Here is a 15281-nt window from a genome sequence, read left to right on the forward strand (position 1 = left end):
CAGAATAGGGGGTGGATAGCGATAAGGCGAGTTGCCATTTGGACAAAGGTGATTTCCTGGCAGGAAATCACCCTGGATTAGCGGGAATTACTTACCAATACAGAAGCTGGAGAAAATCCTTCCCAGCAGATCGTCCGACGTAAACTCCCCGGTGATCTCGCTCAGGTTCTGCTGCGCCAGGCGCAGCTCTTCCGCCAGCAGCTCGCCCGCCCACGCGCCGATCAGCTGCGCTTTGCCCTGAACAAGGTGGTTTGCCGCCTCTTCCAGCGCCTGCAGGTGACGACGACGCGCCAGGAATCCACCTTCCATGCTGGTGTCAAAGCCCATGCTTTGCTTGAGATGGTTGCGCAGATCGTCAACGCCTTCACCGGTACGCGCCGACAGGCGAATCAGTGAGTGACCGTTCACATCGCTGATGCCTAACGTTTCGCCGGTAACGTCCGCTTTGTTACGCACCACGGTGATTGGCAGTTTCGCCGGAAGACGGGCGATAAAGTCTGGCCAGATGTCCGCCGGGTCCACGGCGTCGGTCGTGGTGCCGTCTACCATAAACAGCACGCGGTCGGCCTGCTCGATCTCCTGCCAGGCGCGTTCGATACCGATGCGCTCAACCTCGTCGCTGGCATCGCGCAGGCCGGCGGTGTCGATGATATGCAGCGGCATCCCGTCGATGTGGATATGCTCGCGCAGGACGTCGCGGGTGGTGCCGGCGATATCCGTCACGATTGCCGCTTCACGGCCCGCCAGGGCGTTCAGCAGGCTCGATTTTCCGGCGTTAGGGCGACCAGCAATGACGACCTTCATCCCTTCACGCAGCAGGCTTCCCTGGCGCGCTTCGGCACGGACGGCGTCGAGATCGTTCATCACCTGGTTGAGCTGCGCTTCGATTTTGCCGTCAGAGAGGAAGTCGATCTCCTCGTCCGGGAAGTCGATAGCCGCTTCCACGTAGATCCTGAGGTGAGTAAGTGCTTCCACAAGGTGATTTACGCGGGCGGAGAATGCGCCCTGCAGCGAGTTAAGCGCGGAGCGGGCCGCCTGTTCGGAACTGGCGTCGATCAGGTCTGCAATCGCCTCGGCCTGCGCCAGGTCGAGCTTGTCGTTGAGGAAGGCACGTTCGGAGAACTCGCCCGGCTTCGCAATGCGCAGGCCTGGCAGGGTCAGAATACGTTTTAACAGCAGGTCGAGGATAACCGGGCCGCCGTGGCCCTGCAGCTCCAGCACGTCTTCGCCGGTAAAGGAGTTCGGGCCGGGGAACCACAGCGCAATGCCCTGATCCAGCGGGGTGCCGTCGCTGTCCTTAAACGGCAGATAATCAGCGTAGCGCGGCTTTGGCAGTTTACCCAGCACCGCTTCAGCCACCTCGCGCGCCTTCAGGCCGGAGATGCGCAGAATGCCTACACCACCGCGTCCCGGTGGGGTTGCCTGGGCGACGATAGTGTCGTTATGGCTCATGGTTGGTCTCGTTCAATACAAATAAAAAAGGCGGTCAATCGACCGCCCTTATTTTAGCGTTAACCTACCGAATCAGGACTTTTTCTTTTCGCGGCTATGCAGGCCACGTTTTTCCAGACCACGGTAAATCAGCTGCTGCTGGATGATGGTCACCAGGTTGCTGACGATATAGTACAGCACCAGACCTGACGGGAACCACAGGAAGAACACGGTGAAGATGACCGGCATGAAGGTCATGATCTTCTGCTGCATCGGGTCGGTCACGGTGGTTGGCGACATCTTCTGGATGAAGAACATCGTCACGCCCATCAGGATCGGCAGGATGTAGTACGGGTCCTGTGCGGACAGGTCATGGATCCACAGTGCGAACGGCGCGTGGCGCAGCTCAACGGAGCCCATCAGCATGTAGTACAGCGCAAGGAAGATTGGCATCTGAATCAGCAGCGGGAAGCAACCACCCAGTGGGTTTACTTTCTCTGCTTTATACAGGGCCATCATTTCCTGGCTCTGACGCTGTTTGTCATCGCCCAGACGCTCACGCATCGCCGCAATCTTCGGCTGCAGCATACGCATCTTCGCCATGGAGGTGTACTGCGCTTTAGTCAGCGGGTACATGATGCCACGAACGATGAAGGTGATAACGATGATGGAGAAGCCCCAGTTACCCAGGAAGCTGTGGATGAACTTCAGCAGCTTAAACAGCGGCTGAGAGATGAACCACAACCAACCGTAATCGACGGTCAGGTCCAGGTGCGGCGCAACGGCAGCCATTTTATCCTGGATTTCCGGGCCGACCCACAGGGTGCTTGCCAGCTTGCCGGTTTGACCCGGCTGCACCAGAACCGGCTGAGATTTGTAGCCGATGGCTGCAATACCGTTGCCGAGGTTCGCGGTGTAGAAGTTGTTGGTACCGTCGTTATTTGGCACCCATGCTGTTGCGAAATACTGCTGCAGCATTGCCACCCAGCCGCCTTTAGCGCTGACGTTCAGGTTTTCGTTATCGGCAATGGTGTCGAATTTGTATTTCTCATACTTCGCGTCTGGCGTGGAGTACGCCGCGCCGCGGAAGGTATGCAGCGCAAAGTTGCTGCTTCCGGTGTCACGGTGAGACGGCAGATTGATGGACTGCTTCAGCTGACCAAAGGTAGAGATTTCCAGCGGTTTCTCACCGGCGTTCTGTACGCTATAGCCCACGTTCACCGCATATTCACCGCGTTTCAGGGTGAAGGTTTTGGTGAAGGTGTTGCCTGCCGCGTCGGTGTACGTCATCGGGATAGCGAGTTCGTTCTGACCATCGGCCAGTACAAAGGTATCACTCTCGACGTTATACAGCGGACGCGCACCGTTAGCCGGGTTATCCGGGCCATCACGACCGGTCAGGCCGCTCTGAGCCTGATACAGGAACTCAGGTGTGGTTTCCAGTAACTGGAACGGTTCGGTAGACTTCAGCTCTTTCGGGTAGGTCAACAGCAGCGCCTGCTCAACATCACCACCACGGGTGTTGATAGTCAGCTCAAGCACATCGGTCTTAACCGTAATCTGTTTCCCCTGGCCACTGGCCGGTACGCCCTGGTCGGCGGCGCTACCCGCTGCGGTGGTCGTGGTCTGCGTGGTCTGCTGCTGGGGTTGAGGATTTTTATCCTGCTCCCATGCCTGCCAGATCATGAAAGACACGAACAACAAAGCGATGATAAGAAGATTGCGTTGCGAATCCATCGTTAGTGTTCTCTGGTATCAAAGGGTCCTGGAGGGACGGGGTCGTCTCCACCTGGGTGTAAAGGGTGGCATTTTAATACGCGTTTCACCGTCAACCAACTGCCTTTTATCACTCCAAACCTGCGCAATGCCTCAATTCCGTAGCTTGAGCATGTTGGCGTGAAACGGCAATGTGGCCCGAGTAGCGGACTAATCAGGCGTTGATAGACCCTAATGAGGGCTATCAGGACCCGCGAGCCAGGCGACAGTGGCGGCGCCATAATTTTTCCAACGCTTCCGAGAGAGCACGGTTATCGAGGTCGGCAACCCCTTTCTTCGCCACCACCACGAAATCCATTGAAGGCAGTTCGTGCTGACGTAAACGGAAGCTTTCACGCGTCAGACGTTTAATCCGATTGCGTTCATGCGCACGCTTAACATTTTTCTTGGCGACTGTGAGACCGATGCGGGGATGCCCCAGCGAATTTTGGCGGCCGAGGATGGTGATTTGCGGCGTGCCAGCCCGTAGTGGCTGCTGGAAGACGAAAGTGAAATGAGTGGGAGTTAACAAACGTAACTCCCTGGGAAATGCTAGCTTAACCACTCAGGGGTTAGCTTTATTACTTGGAAACGGTCAGACGAGCGCGGCCTTTAGCACGACGACGTGCCAGAACCTGACGACCATTTTTAGTAGCCATACGAGCACGGAAGCCGTGAGAACGGTTGCGCTTCAGTACAGACGGTTGAAAAGTGCGTTTCATGGCGATTTCTACCTAAACTTGAATAAATTCACTGACTTTTGCGTATACCCGAACGAGTTTCGAACGACTAACGCCTCAGCGTGGGTGATTAAAGAGGCCGGATTGTAATAATTGTACACTCCAGAGTCAATTCTCTTTCCTTATTTCCCGCGTATTTCCGCACGATTTCGCGTGGAAAATGAGCAACGGACGACGCAGGAAGATGAGCATCACGCGCCGGGTCGAGGATTATACGGGCTCCCCAACAAAGCGCAAGGATCGTCCCGGATCTTCGTTAGATCATTTAAGCAATAAATTGTCTGTGCTCATTAATTTTTCCAATATGCGGGCTAAATCGTGGGGCACTCGCGTCAGGATCGTTTACACTTACCCGGTTTCGGATCTTCCTGTGGATAAATCGGGAAGAATCTGTGAGAAACAGAAGATCTCTGGCTCAGTTTAGGCTATGATCCGCGGTCCCGATCGGGATCCCAGGATCCTGGTCAGGATTAAATTGCAGATAGCAATTCGCACATCCCCCTTTTGCACAGGGTCATGTCGATGTGCGCCAACAATCATGAATATTCAATAGTTTTCTTTTATTGTTCGAGTGGAGTCCGCCGTGTCACTTTCGCTTTGGCAGCAGTGTCTTGCCCGATTGCAGGATGAGTTACCAGCCACAGAATTCAGTATGTGGATCCGCCCGTTGCAGGCGGAACTGAGCGATAACACGCTGGCTTTGTATGCGCCAAACCGTTTTGTGCTCGATTGGGTAAGGGACAAGTACCTTAATAATATCAATGGACTGCTGAACGATTTCTGCGGGTCAGATGCCCCACAGCTGCGCTTTGAAGTGGGCACAAAGCCGGTCACCCAAACCGTACGTGAAACCGTAAACGTAGCCGCGCCAGCTCAGGCTGCACCTGTTCCGGCCCCTCGCGTCGCACCTGCTCGTCAGGGCTGGGATAACGTCCCTGCGCCCGCTGAGCCAACCTATCGCTCCAACGTTAACGTTAAGCACACCTTCGATAACTTCGTTGAAGGTAAGTCGAACCAGCTGGCGCGCGCGGCGGCTCGCCAGGTTGCGGATAACCCCGGCGGTGCCTATAACCCGCTGTTCCTTTATGGCGGCACGGGTCTGGGTAAAACGCACCTGCTGCATGCGGTGGGTAACGGCATTATGGCGCGCAAGCCCAATGCGAAAGTGGTGTATATGCACTCCGAGCGCTTCGTTCAGGACATGGTAAAAGCCCTGCAAAACAATGCGATCGAAGAGTTTAAACGCTACTATCGTTCCGTTGACGCCCTGCTGATCGATGACATCCAGTTCTTTGCCAATAAAGAACGATCGCAGGAAGAGTTTTTCCACACCTTCAATGCCCTGCTGGAAGGCAATCAGCAGATCATTTTGACCTCGGATCGTTATCCAAAAGAGATCAACGGCGTTGAAGATCGTCTGAAATCCCGCTTCGGCTGGGGCCTGACCGTGGCGATCGAGCCACCGGAGCTGGAAACCCGCGTTGCGATCCTGATGAAGAAAGCCGACGAAAACGACATCCGCCTGCCGGGTGAAGTGGCGTTCTTTATTGCCAAGCGTCTGCGCTCCAACGTGCGCGAGCTGGAAGGGGCGCTGAACCGCGTTATCGCCAATGCCAACTTTACCGGCCGTGCGATCACCATCGATTTTGTACGCGAAGCTCTGCGAGATTTGTTGGCACTGCAGGAAAAACTGGTCACCATCGACAATATTCAGAAGACGGTGGCTGAGTACTACAAAATCAAAGTGGCAGATTTGCTGTCTAAACGTCGTTCCCGCTCGGTGGCGCGTCCGCGTCAGATGGCGATGGCGCTGGCAAAGGAGTTGACCAACCACAGTCTGCCGGAAATCGGCGATGCGTTTGGTGGCCGTGACCATACGACCGTGCTGCACGCCTGTCGCAAGATCGAGCAGTTGCGCGAAGAAAGCCACGACATTAAAGAAGACTTTTCCAATTTAATCAGAACCCTATCATCGTGACGCTATGAAATTTACCGTTGAACGTGAACATTTATTAAAACCGCTGCAACAGGTGAGTGGCCCATTAGGTGGCCGCCCAACGCTGCCTATTCTCGGAAACCTGCTGCTTAAGGTCGCTGACGGTACGCTGTCGCTGACCGGCACGGATCTGGAAATGGAAATGATTGCGCGCGTTACGCTGACTCAGCCGCACGACGCGGGCGCGACCACGGTTCCGGCACGTAAATTCTTTGATATTTGCCGTGGGCTGCCGGAAGGCGCTGAAATCGCCGTGCAGCTGGAGGGCGACCGCATGCTGGTGCGCTCCGGGCGCAGCCGTTTCTCCCTCTCCACGCTGCCCGCCGCCGACTTCCCGAATCTGGATGACTGGCAGAGCGAAGTTGAATTCACCCTGCCGCAGGCGACGATGAAGCGTCTGATTGAGGCCACGCAGTTCTCCATGGCGCATCAGGACGTTCGTTACTACTTAAACGGCATGCTGTTCGAAACCGAAGGTGAAGAGCTGCGTACCGTAGCGACCGACGGCCACCGTCTGGCGGTCTGTTCTATGCCGATTGGCGACTCCCTGCCAAACCATTCGGTGATCGTGCCGCGTAAAGGTGTGATTGAGCTGATGCGTATGCTCGACGGTGGCGATACGCCGCTGCGCGTGCAGATTGGCAGCAACAACATCCGCGCCCACGTGGGTGATTTTGTCTTCACGTCCAAGCTGGTTGACGGTCGTTTCCCTGATTATCGCCGCGTATTGCCGAAGAACCCGGACAAAACGCTGGAAGCAGGTTGCGACAGCCTCAAGCAGGCCTTTGCCCGTGCGGCCATTCTCTCTAACGAGAAATTCCGCGGCGTGCGTCTGTACGTAAGCGAAAACCAGATCAAAATCACCGCCAATAACCCGGAGCAGGAAGAGGCAGAAGAAATTCTGGACGTCACCTACGCCGGAACCGAGATGGAAATCGGCTTTAACGTCAGCTACGTGCTGGATGTGCTGAATGCACTGAAATGCGAGAACGTGCGCATTCTGCTGACCGACTCCGTTTCAAGCGTACAGATTGAAGATGCGGCCAGCCAAAGCGCGGCTTATGTTGTCATGCCAATGAGACTGTAATGTCGCTCACCCGTCTGTTGATCCGCGACTTTCGCAACATCGAAAGCGCGGATCTCGCTTTATCTCCCGGCTTTAATTTCCTGGTTGGCGCCAACGGCAGCGGAAAAACCAGCGTGCTGGAAGCCATTTATACGCTCGGCCACGGTCGGGCGTTTCGCAGTTTGCAGATTGGTCGCGTCATTCGCCACGAGCAGGAATCCTTTGTTCTGCACGGACGTTTGCAGGGGGCGGATCGCGAAACCGCCATCGGCCTGACCAAAGACAAGCTGGGCGACAGCAAGGTGCGCATCGACGGCACCGATGGCCACAAGGTGGCGGAGCTGGCGCTGTTAATGCCGATGCAGCTGATCACGCCGGAGGGGTTTACTTTACTCAACGGCGGCCCCAAATACAGAAGAGCCTTCCTCGACTGGGGATGCTTTCACAACGAAGCCGGTTTCTTTAACGCCTGGAGCAACCTGAAGCGTCTGCTCAAGCAGCGTAACGCGGCGCTGCGTCAGGTCACCCGTTACGCCCAGCTGCGTCCGTGGGATATGGAATTAATCCCTCTCGCGGAACAAATCAGCCGCTGGCGTGCCGAATACAGCGCGGGTATCGCCGAAGACATGGCCGACACCTGCAAACAGTTTTTACCCGAATTCTCTCTCACCTTCTCCTTCCAGCGCGGCTGGGAGAAAGAGACGGATTATGCCGAGGTATTAGAGAGAAGCTTCGAGCGCGACCGCATGTTGACCTACACCGCACACGGCCCGCACAAGGCGGATTTCCGCATTCGTGCCGACGGTGCGCCGGTAGAAGACACGCTGTCGCGCGGGCAGCTCAAGCTCCTGATGTGCGCGCTGCGCCTGGCGCAGGGGGAGTTTTTAACCCGCGAGAGCGGACGACGCTGCCTGTATCTGATAGATGATTTTGCCTCGGAACTCGACGACGCGCGGCGCGGGCTGCTTGCCAGCCGCCTCAAAGCCACGCAGTCGCAGGTTTTCGTCAGCGCGATTAGCGCTGAACACGTTATGGACATGTCGGACGAAAATTCGAAGATGTTTAACGTGGAAAAGGGTAAAATAACGGATTAACCCAAGTTTAAATGAGCGAGAAACGTTGATGTCGAATTCTTATGACTCCTCCAGTATCAAAGTCCTGAAAGGGCTGGATGCGGTGCGTAAGCGCCCAGGTATGTATATCGGTGATACCGATGACGGCACCGGTCTGCACCACATGGTATTCGAGGTTGTGGATAACGCTATCGACGAAGCGCTCGCGGGTCACTGTAAAGACATCGTGGTGACCATCCATGCGGACAACTCCGTCTCCGTCACCGATGATGGCCGTGGCATTCCAACCGGTATCCACCCGGAAGAGGGCGTCTCTGCTGCGGAAGTGATCATGACCGTTCTGCACGCAGGCGGTAAGTTTGATGATAACTCCTATAAAGTTTCCGGCGGTCTGCACGGCGTAGGGGTTTCCGTGGTTAACGCCCTGTCGCAGAAGCTGGAGCTGGTTATCCAGCGCGAAGGCAAAATTCACCGCCAGCTTTACACCCACGGCGTACCGCAGGCGCCGCTGGCCGTCACCGGCGATACCGACAAAACCGGTACCCTGGTGCGTTTCTGGCCGAGCCATGAAACCTTCACCAACGTCACCGAATTCGAGTACGACATCCTGGCGAAACGCCTGCGTGAACTGTCGTTCCTGAACTCCGGCGTCTCTATCCGTCTGAAAGACAAGCGTGATGGCAAAGAAGACCATTTCCACTATGAAGGCGGTATCAAGGCGTTCGTTGAGTATCTGAACAAGAACAAAACGCCAATTCACCCAAATATTTTCTACTTCTCCACCGAAAAAGACGGTATCGGCGTGGAAGTGGCGCTGCAGTGGAACGACGGTTTCCAGGAAAATATCTACTGCTTCACCAACAACATTCCACAGCGTGACGGCGGTACGCACCTTGCGGGCTTCCGTGCGGCGATGACCCGTACACTGAACGCCTACATGGACAAAGAAGGCTACAGCAAAAAAGCGAAAGTCAGCGCCACCGGCGACGATGCCCGTGAAGGCCTGATTGCCGTTGTCTCCGTGAAGGTGCCGGATCCGAAGTTCTCCTCACAGACCAAAGACAAGCTGGTCTCTTCCGAGGTGAAATCGGCGGTTGAGCAGCAGATGAACGAACTGCTGAGCGAATACCTGCTGGAAAACCCGTCCGACGCGAAAATCGTGGTGGGCAAAATTATTGATGCGGCGCGTGCCCGTGAAGCGGCGCGTAAAGCCCGTGAGATGACCCGTCGTAAAGGCGCGCTGGACTTAGCAGGCCTGCCGGGCAAGCTGGCTGACTGCCAGGAACGCGACCCGGCGCTGTCCGAACTGTACCTCGTGGAAGGGGACTCAGCGGGCGGTTCTGCGAAGCAGGGCCGTAACCGTAAGAACCAGGCGATTCTGCCGCTGAAGGGTAAAATCCTCAACGTTGAGAAAGCCCGTTTTGACAAGATGCTCTCTTCTCAGGAAGTGGCGACGCTGATCACTGCGCTGGGCTGCGGCATTGGCCGCGACGAGTACAACCCGGACAAGCTGCGCTATCACAGCATCATCATCATGACCGATGCGGACGTCGACGGCTCGCACATCCGTACGCTGCTGTTGACCTTCTTCTATCGTCAGATGCCTGAAATCGTTGAGCGTGGCCACGTCTACATTGCACAGCCGCCGCTGTACAAGGTGAAGAAAGGCAAGCAGGAACAGTACATCAAAGACGACGAAGCGATGGATCAGTACCAAATCGCGATCGCCCTTGACGGTGCGACCCTGCACGCGAACTCCCATGCGCCAGCACTGGCAGGCGAGCCGCTGGAGCGCCTGGTATCCGAGTTCAACGCAACGCAGAAAATGATCACGCGTATGGAGCGTCGTTATCCGAAAACGCTGCTGAAAGAGCTGATTTACCAGCCAACGCTGACCGAAGCCGATCTGAGCGACGAGCAGACCGTGACCCGCTGGGTGAATGCCCTGGTGACCGATCTGAACGAGAAAGAGCAGCACGGCAGCATGTGGAAATGCGATATCCAGCAGAACGCCGATAAGCAGTTCGAGCCTATTATTCGCGTGCGTACCCACGGCGTGGATACCGACTACCCGCTGGAACACGAGTTTGTGACCGGTCCGGAATACCGCCGTATCTGCACGCTCGGCGAGAAGCTGCGCGGGCTGATTGAAGACGATGCGTTCATCGAACGTGGCGAACGCCGTCAGCCGGTAGCCAGCTTCGAGCAGGCGCTGGAATGGCTGGTGAAAGAGTCCCGCCGTGGCCTCGCAATTCAGCGCTATAAAGGTCTGGGCGAAATGAACCCGGAACAGCTGTGGGAAACCACCATGGACCCGGAAAGCCGCCGCATGCTGCGCGTCACCGTTAAAGACGCGATTGCTGCGGATCAGCTGTTCACCACCCTGATGGGTGATGCGGTTGAACCTCGTCGCGCCTTTATCGAAGAAAACGCCCTGAAAGCGGCGAATATCGATATCTAATCGTCGGTATACCGCACGATAACTGGCCGCGCTTTTAGCGCGGCTTTTTTGTGGGCGCAGGCATATCCAGCGACATCACGGACGGCAAACGGCTCGCCAGCGTATCTATCGCAATTCTTACCCTCAGCGGCAGATGCGGCGTCTGCTGCCACACGGCGTGAACGTTGAAATGCACATCCGGTGCCTGCTTCAGGAGCGGGACGAGTTTACCTTGGTGAATATCTTTGACGACCATCCAGCAGGGCAGCCATGCAATGCCGTGTCCGGCCAGCGCAGCGTCGCAGATCGCCTGCAAATCATCCATATTGAGCGACGATCGGGGCGTAAAGGTGCGCGATGTTCCTTCGTTATCCATCAGCTGCCAGGACAACACTCTGCCTGCGCTCAAATAGTTAATGGCCGTATGCTGGGGTAAATCATTAACGCTTTGTGGCTGGCCTTTCTTCTGCAGATACTCCGGCGCGGCGCACAGCACCATGCGGTGTTCTCCCAGCTTTCTGGCGACCAGCACGCTGCTGTCCTGAAGCGTGCCGTTACGCACCGCCATATCAAACCCTTCCTCCACCAGATCCACCACGCGGTCGCTGAATGACATTTCAAGCTCAAGCCCGGGGTGTTCCTGCGCCAGCGCGATCAGCAGCGGAGCGACGCACTGGCGACCAAACAGCACCGGCATGGCAACGCGCAGGCGGCCAGTGACCTGCTGCTTTCCTGTTTCAAGCAGCGATTCCGCACCCCTAATCTCCTCCAGCGCGCGCAGGCAGCGTTCATAAAAAAGGGCGCCGTTATCGGTCAGACTCTGGCTGCGGGTGGTGCGTTGAAAAAGACGAACCCCCAGCCGCTCCTCAAGGCGGGCAATGCTTTTTCCTACCGCCGAACGTGACAAATGCAGGCGAATCGCGGCCTGCGCGAAACTTCCCGCCTCAACGGCGGCCACAAAAACAGGAATATCCTTCAGCGTATCGGTCATGGATTGTATCTATTTGGGCGTCAATAAAGAGAAAACTTATCGCCACTGGCGACCTTTAGTCAACGGTAGACTGTCAGGACTAAAGCTCATCTGATGGCAGGAGAAATAATATGACAGAGACAATGCAACGCTGGTCCATGGACGCCCTCGGGCGCGAGAACCTCAAGCTCATTAAGGAACCTGTTCCACAGCCAGGCCCGGGTGAAGTGCGCGTACGGGTGAATGCCGTTGCGCTTAACTATCGCGATAAAATGGTTGTTGAAGGCACGATGCCGATCCCGCTTTCCTTCCCGTTTACCCCGGCGTCCGACATGGCGGGCGTGGTGGACAGCATGGGTGAAGGCGTTACGCGCTTCAAACCCGGCGCGCGGGTCATCTCAACCTTCTTCCCTGAGTGGCTTGACAGTAAGCCGCAGGCGGACGCGCGCAATCTGCCCTATAAAACGTCCGGCGGATACTTCCAGGGAATGCTGGCCGAGTATGTGATTGTGAAGGAAGACGCGCTGGTGGCCTCCCCGGAGACCCTGGATGACGCCGAGGCCAGCACTTTACCCTGCGCAGGGCTTACCGCCTGGTTTGCGCTGGTGGAACGCGGCCAGCTGCGCGCCGGGCAATCGGTGCTGGTGCAGGGCACGGGCGGCGTGGCGCTCTTTGCTTTGCAAATCGCAAAAGCGCACGGCGCAGAGGTGTTTGTCACCTCGGGAAGCGATGAAAAACTGGCGCAGGCAAAAACACTGGGGGCTAATCAGGGCATCAACCGTCTGAAGGGCGACTGGGCTGAAAATACGCTGGCGCTCACGCAGGATCGCGGCATCGACCATATTATCGAAACCGTTGGGGGAGAGAACCTGAAGCATTCCCTGCGCGCCGTTGCCGTTCACGGACGTATCTCCGTCATTGGCGTGCTGGCCGGGACGGAGATTACGCTCTCTGCTGGCGAACTGCTGCTGAAATCCCCCGTCATTCAGGGGATTGGCGTAGGTCACCGCCGGGCGCTGGAAGATTTTGTCCGCGCCGTGGACGTGACCGGACTGAAACCTGTGATCGAACATCGCTATCGTTTTAACGAGCTTGAACAGGCGTTTGAACACCTCGATCGCGGTGCGTTCGGTAAAATCGTGCTTACTCGCGAGTAAGTCGTCGTCCCCCGGGATAAGCGTAAAAGGGGTGTTTCCGTTGCGCAATGTAGCTCTATTTTTGTGGGCTTAATCGCGTTAGCATGAGGCAGCACTCATTTATCCCGGGGAACTCATGGCTATCAAACTCATTGCAATCGACATGGACGGCACGCTGCTGCTGCCAGACCACACCATCTCTCCTGCCGTTAAAAACGCGATCGCCGCTGCGCGCGAAAAAGGCGTGAATGTGGTCCTGACCACGGGTCGTCCTTATGCGGGCGTGCACAGCTATCTGAAAGAGCTGCACATGAATCAGCCCGGCGACTACTGCATCACCTACAACGGTGCGCTGGTGCAGAAGGCCGCAGACGGCAGCACGGTGGCGCAAACCGCGCTGAACTATGATGACTACCTGTTCCTGGAAAAACTGTCCCGCGACGTCGGTTCCCACTTCCACGCGCTCGATCGCAACACGCTCTACACCGCTAACCGCGATATCAGCTACTACACCGTCCATGAATCCTTTGTCGCGACGATCCCGCTGGTGTTCTGTGAAGCCGAGAAGATGGACCCTGCGACCCAGTTCCTGAAAGTGATGATGATCGACGAGCCGGAGATCCTGGATAAAGCCATTGCGCGCATCCCGGCTGACGTGAAAGAGAAGTACACCGTGCTGAAAAGCGCGCCGTACTTCCTCGAAATTCTCGATAAACGCGTCAATAAGGGCACCGGCGTGAAATCGCTTGCGGATGCGCTGGGAATTAAGCCAGAAGAGATTATGGCGCTCGGTGACCAGGAAAATGACATCGCGATGATTGAGTTCGCGGGTATGGGCGTGGCGATGGATAACGCCATTCCGTCGGTGAAAGAAGTGGCCAACTTCGTGACCAAATCCAACCTGGAAGACGGCGTGGCTTACGCCATCGAGAAGTTTGTGCTGAACTAAAATCGCGCCTGCGATACCCTGATGCGATTACTGCGTATCAGGGTATCCTCATGAAACAAATCACCTTCGCTTCCCGCCATCACCAGCTCACGAATATTAATACCTGGACGCCGGACAGCCAGTGGCTGGCCTATGACGTGCGCCCGTCCGGCGCGTCGTTCACCGGTGAAACCATTGAGCGGGTCAACGTCGCGACGGGTGACGTGGAGGTGATCTATCGCGCCGCCGACGGCGCGCACGTTGGCGTGGTGACCGTTCATCCGGCAAAGGACAAATATGTCTTTATCCACGGCCCGAAAAACCCCGATGCAGACTGGCATTACGATTTTCACCACCGACAGGGGGTGATTGTCCACAGCGGCCAGGCGAGCAACCTCGATGCGATGGATATCACCGCGCCCTATACCGCCGGCGCGCTGCGCGGCGGCAGCCACGTACACGTTTTTAGCCCGAACGGGCAGTTCGTCAGCTTTACCTATAACGACCATGTCCTGCACGAGCGCGATCCAACGCTCGATTTACGCAACGTTGGCGTGGCTGCGCCTTTCGGCCCGGTGAACCCGCAGGGTAACCATCCGCGTGAATATCCTGGAACCTTCTGGAGCGTGCTGGTCAGCCGCACTACGCCGAACCCGCTGCCGGGCAGCGATGAGATCAACCGTGCGTATGAAGAGGGCTGGGTAGGCAATAACAGGCTGGCGTTTATCGGCGATACCTTGTCCAGCAAGGGCGAGAAGGTGCCCGAGCTGTTTATTGTCGAACTTCCGCAGGACGAGCAGGGCTGGAAACGTGCGGGCGATGCGCCGCTGCAGGGCACGCCAGAAACCCTTCCGGCTCCGCCTGAGGGCGTTGTACAGCGTCGGTTAACCTTCACCCATCAGAATGCGTATCCGGGGCTGGTGAACGTGCCGCGCCACTGGGTACGCAGTAATCCGCAAGGGACGCAGATTGCGTTCCTGATGCGTGATGAAAACGGTACGGTCCAGCTATGGTTAATCTCACCCGAGGGCGGCGAGCCACGCCAGCTAACCCATACGAAAAGCGGTATTCAGTCTGCGTTTAACTGGCATCCTTGCGGGAACATGCTGGGATTTGTTCTTGAAAACCGGATTGCCTGCTGCGATGCCCGGACCGGAGAGGTGACGTTTTTGACGTCCGATCGCGGCAATCCGCCGTCTGCCGACGCGGTCGTGTTCTCGCCGGACGGGCGTTTTATTGCCTGGATGGAAGAGACAGACGGTTTCCGCCAGCTGTGGCTCACGGAAACCGCTAAGAACTAGCGCGGCGGCAGTGCTGCGGGCGGGATAACGGAGTTAGTGGCCAGATTTTCCTGCTCGCTTTTCTCCACGCGCGACCGCACGGAGTTATCCGTGCGGAACATGTCCCACGGCAGCAGGAGCGTATCAGCAACTGCCGTAAACGGCATATCCAGGATAACCAGAGATTTGGTTCCCCAGTTTGTATCGTCATCGGAGATCATTGCCGCACTGGCGCGCGTCCCCGGATATGTTCCTTCTTTACCGCCGGTGTGAGACATCACGCTCGAACACCCGCAAAGTAAAACTACCCCGCTGAACATCGTCAGCTTTATCAGAACATTTTTCATCATCATTCAATCATCGTTAATGGTACAGCATCGACCTGCAATTGAGGGTTATAGCGAGCCTCGCCCAAAATGAATAGCCCGAAACCCCCGCACTGTGGCAGACATCGCAATTTAACCCT

General features: G+C 56.6%; 14 protein-coding genes and 1 pseudogene. 7 read left to right on the forward strand and 8 right to left on the reverse strand.

All coding sequences use genetic code 11. From position 1 onward, the window contains the following. Positions 1 to 87: 87 nt before the first annotated feature. The 6 genes and pseudogenes from mnmE to E0L20_RS24290 all read right to left on the reverse strand — a co-directional run. The gene (mnmE, locus tag E0L20_RS14480) at positions 88 to 1452 is read right to left on the reverse strand and encodes a tRNA uridine-5-carboxymethylaminomethyl(34) synthesis GTPase MnmE (protein ID WP_131634552.1); all 1365 of its coding nucleotides are present in this window, start codon (positions 1450 to 1452) and stop codon (positions 88 to 90) included. Positions 1453 to 1524: 72 nt separating this feature from the next. Continuing rightward, on the reverse strand, positions 1525 to 3168 hold the full coding sequence (yidC, locus tag E0L20_RS14485; RefSeq protein ID WP_131634553.1) for a membrane protein insertase YidC: 1644 nt from the start codon (positions 3166 to 3168) through the stop codon (positions 1525 to 1527). 2 nt (positions 3169 to 3170) lie between these two features. Continuing rightward, a complete protein-coding gene (gene yidD, locus E0L20_RS14490; protein WP_001307474.1) occupies positions 3171 to 3428 on the reverse strand; it encodes a membrane protein insertion efficiency factor YidD in 258 nt (85 codons plus the stop codon). Further along, positions 3392 to 3751, reverse strand: a complete 360-nt coding sequence (gene rnpA, locus E0L20_RS14495) for a ribonuclease P protein component (RefSeq protein ID WP_006808764.1) — start codon at positions 3749 to 3751, stop codon at positions 3392 to 3394. The genes yidD and rnpA overlap by 37 nt, the downstream gene beginning before the upstream one ends. A 16-nt stretch (positions 3752 to 3767) precedes the next feature. Continuing rightward, positions 3768 to 3908, reverse strand: a complete 141-nt coding sequence (gene rpmH, locus E0L20_RS14500) for a 50S ribosomal protein L34 (RefSeq protein ID WP_000831330.1) — start codon at positions 3906 to 3908, stop codon at positions 3768 to 3770. A 228-nt stretch (positions 3909 to 4136) separates the two neighbouring features. Next, a pseudogene (locus E0L20_RS24290) lies at positions 4137 to 4187 on the reverse strand (hypothetical protein); the annotation flags it as partial. Positions 4188 to 4509: 322 nt separating this feature from the next. Here E0L20_RS24290 and dnaA point away from each other — a divergent pair. Genes dnaA through gyrB form a run of 4 tightly spaced genes read left to right on the forward strand, consistent with a single transcriptional unit; the run spans position 4510 to position 10522 of the window. Next, entirely contained in the window at positions 4510 to 5904 is a 1395-nt protein-coding gene (gene dnaA / locus E0L20_RS14505; protein WP_039267117.1) for a chromosomal replication initiator protein DnaA, read from the forward strand. Positions 5905 to 5908: 4 nt separating this feature from the next. After that, a complete protein-coding gene (gene dnaN, locus E0L20_RS14510; RefSeq protein WP_131634554.1) occupies positions 5909 to 7009 on the forward strand; it encodes a DNA polymerase III subunit beta in 1101 nt (366 codons plus the stop codon). Further along, positions 7009 to 8082 carry a DNA replication/repair protein RecF gene (recF, locus tag E0L20_RS14515; RefSeq protein WP_131634555.1) on the forward strand — a complete coding sequence of 358 codons (1074 nt, stop codon included), beginning with the start codon at positions 7009 to 7011 and terminating at the stop codon, positions 8080 to 8082. Before dnaN ends, recF begins: the two co-directional genes overlap by 1 nt. 28 nt (positions 8083 to 8110) lie before the next feature. Beyond that, positions 8111 to 10522, forward strand: a complete 2412-nt coding sequence (gyrB, locus tag E0L20_RS14520; RefSeq protein ID WP_131634556.1) for a DNA topoisomerase (ATP-hydrolyzing) subunit B — start codon at positions 8111 to 8113, stop codon at positions 10520 to 10522. Between the two features lie 34 nt (positions 10523 to 10556). Here the strand turns inward: gyrB and E0L20_RS14525 are convergent, their stop codons facing one another. Beyond that, positions 10557 to 11492, reverse strand: coding sequence for a LysR family transcriptional regulator (locus tag E0L20_RS14525; protein ID WP_131634557.1), 936 nt, complete (start codon positions 11490 to 11492; stop codon positions 10557 to 10559). Positions 11493 to 11602: 110 nt separating this feature from the next. Between E0L20_RS14525 and E0L20_RS14530 the strand changes: the two genes are divergently transcribed. From E0L20_RS14530 to E0L20_RS14540, 3 genes are all read left to right on the forward strand, one after another. Continuing rightward, positions 11603 to 12628 (forward strand): zinc-dependent alcohol dehydrogenase family protein, encoded by a 1026-nt coding sequence (locus E0L20_RS14530; RefSeq protein ID WP_131634558.1) that lies wholly within the window; start codon positions 11603 to 11605, stop codon positions 12626 to 12628. A 115-nt stretch (positions 12629 to 12743) separates the two neighbouring features. After that, entirely contained in the window at positions 12744 to 13556 is an 813-nt protein-coding gene (gene yidA, locus E0L20_RS14535; protein ID WP_131634559.1) for a sugar-phosphatase, read from the forward strand. A 50-nt stretch (positions 13557 to 13606) separates the two neighbouring features. Beyond that, complete coding sequence (locus E0L20_RS14540; RefSeq protein WP_131634560.1) at positions 13607 to 14836, forward strand: YidR family protein; 1230 nt, start codon at positions 13607 to 13609, stop codon at positions 14834 to 14836. Here the strand turns inward: E0L20_RS14540 and E0L20_RS14545 are convergent. Further along, complete coding sequence (locus E0L20_RS14545; RefSeq protein ID WP_131634743.1) at positions 14833 to 15165, reverse strand: YceK/YidQ family lipoprotein; 333 nt, start codon at positions 15163 to 15165, stop codon at positions 14833 to 14835. The genes E0L20_RS14540 and E0L20_RS14545 overlap by 4 nt on opposite strands. Between the last annotated feature and the right edge of the window lie 116 nt (positions 15166 to 15281).

The sequence above is a fragment of the Enterobacter wuhouensis genome (genome assembly GCF_004331265.1).
Taxonomy (GTDB): Bacteria; Pseudomonadota; Gammaproteobacteria; order Enterobacterales; family Enterobacteriaceae; genus Enterobacter; species Enterobacter wuhouensis.

Excerpts from the sequence above, each read along its gene's own strand:
- gyrB (WP_131634556.1), top strand. The coding sequence starts at position 8,111 with ATGTCGAATTCTTATGACTCCTCCAGTATCAAAGTCCTGAAAGGGCTG.
- dnaN (WP_131634554.1), top strand. The coding sequence starts at position 5,909 with ATGAAATTTACCGTTGAACGTGAACATTTATTAAAACCGCTGCAACAG.
- yidD (WP_001307474.1), bottom strand. The coding sequence starts at position 3,428 with ATGGCGCCGCCACTGTCGCCTGGCTCGCGGGTCCTGATAGCCCTCATT.
- recF (WP_131634555.1), top strand. The coding sequence starts at position 7,009 with ATGTCGCTCACCCGTCTGTTGATCCGCGACTTTCGCAACATCGAAAGC.
- rpmH (WP_000831330.1), bottom strand. The coding sequence starts at position 3,908 with ATGAAACGCACTTTTCAACCGTCTGTACTGAAGCGCAACCGTTCTCAC.
- yidC (WP_131634553.1), bottom strand. The coding sequence starts at position 3,168 with ATGGATTCGCAACGCAATCTTCTTATCATCGCTTTGTTGTTCGTGTCT.
- E0L20_RS14540 (WP_131634560.1), top strand. The coding sequence starts at position 13,607 with ATGAAACAAATCACCTTCGCTTCCCGCCATCACCAGCTCACGAATATT.
- yidA (WP_131634559.1), top strand. The coding sequence starts at position 12,744 with ATGGCTATCAAACTCATTGCAATCGACATGGACGGCACGCTGCTGCTG.
- E0L20_RS14525 (WP_131634557.1), bottom strand. The coding sequence starts at position 11,492 with ATGACCGATACGCTGAAGGATATTCCTGTTTTTGTGGCCGCCGTTGAG.
- E0L20_RS14545 (WP_131634743.1), bottom strand. The coding sequence starts at position 15,165 with ATGATGAAAAATGTTCTGATAAAGCTGACGATGTTCAGCGGGGTAGTT.
- mnmE (WP_131634552.1), bottom strand. The coding sequence starts at position 1,452 with ATGAGCCATAACGACACTATCGTCGCCCAGGCAACCCCACCGGGACGC.
- E0L20_RS14530 (WP_131634558.1), top strand. The coding sequence starts at position 11,603 with ATGACAGAGACAATGCAACGCTGGTCCATGGACGCCCTCGGGCGCGAG.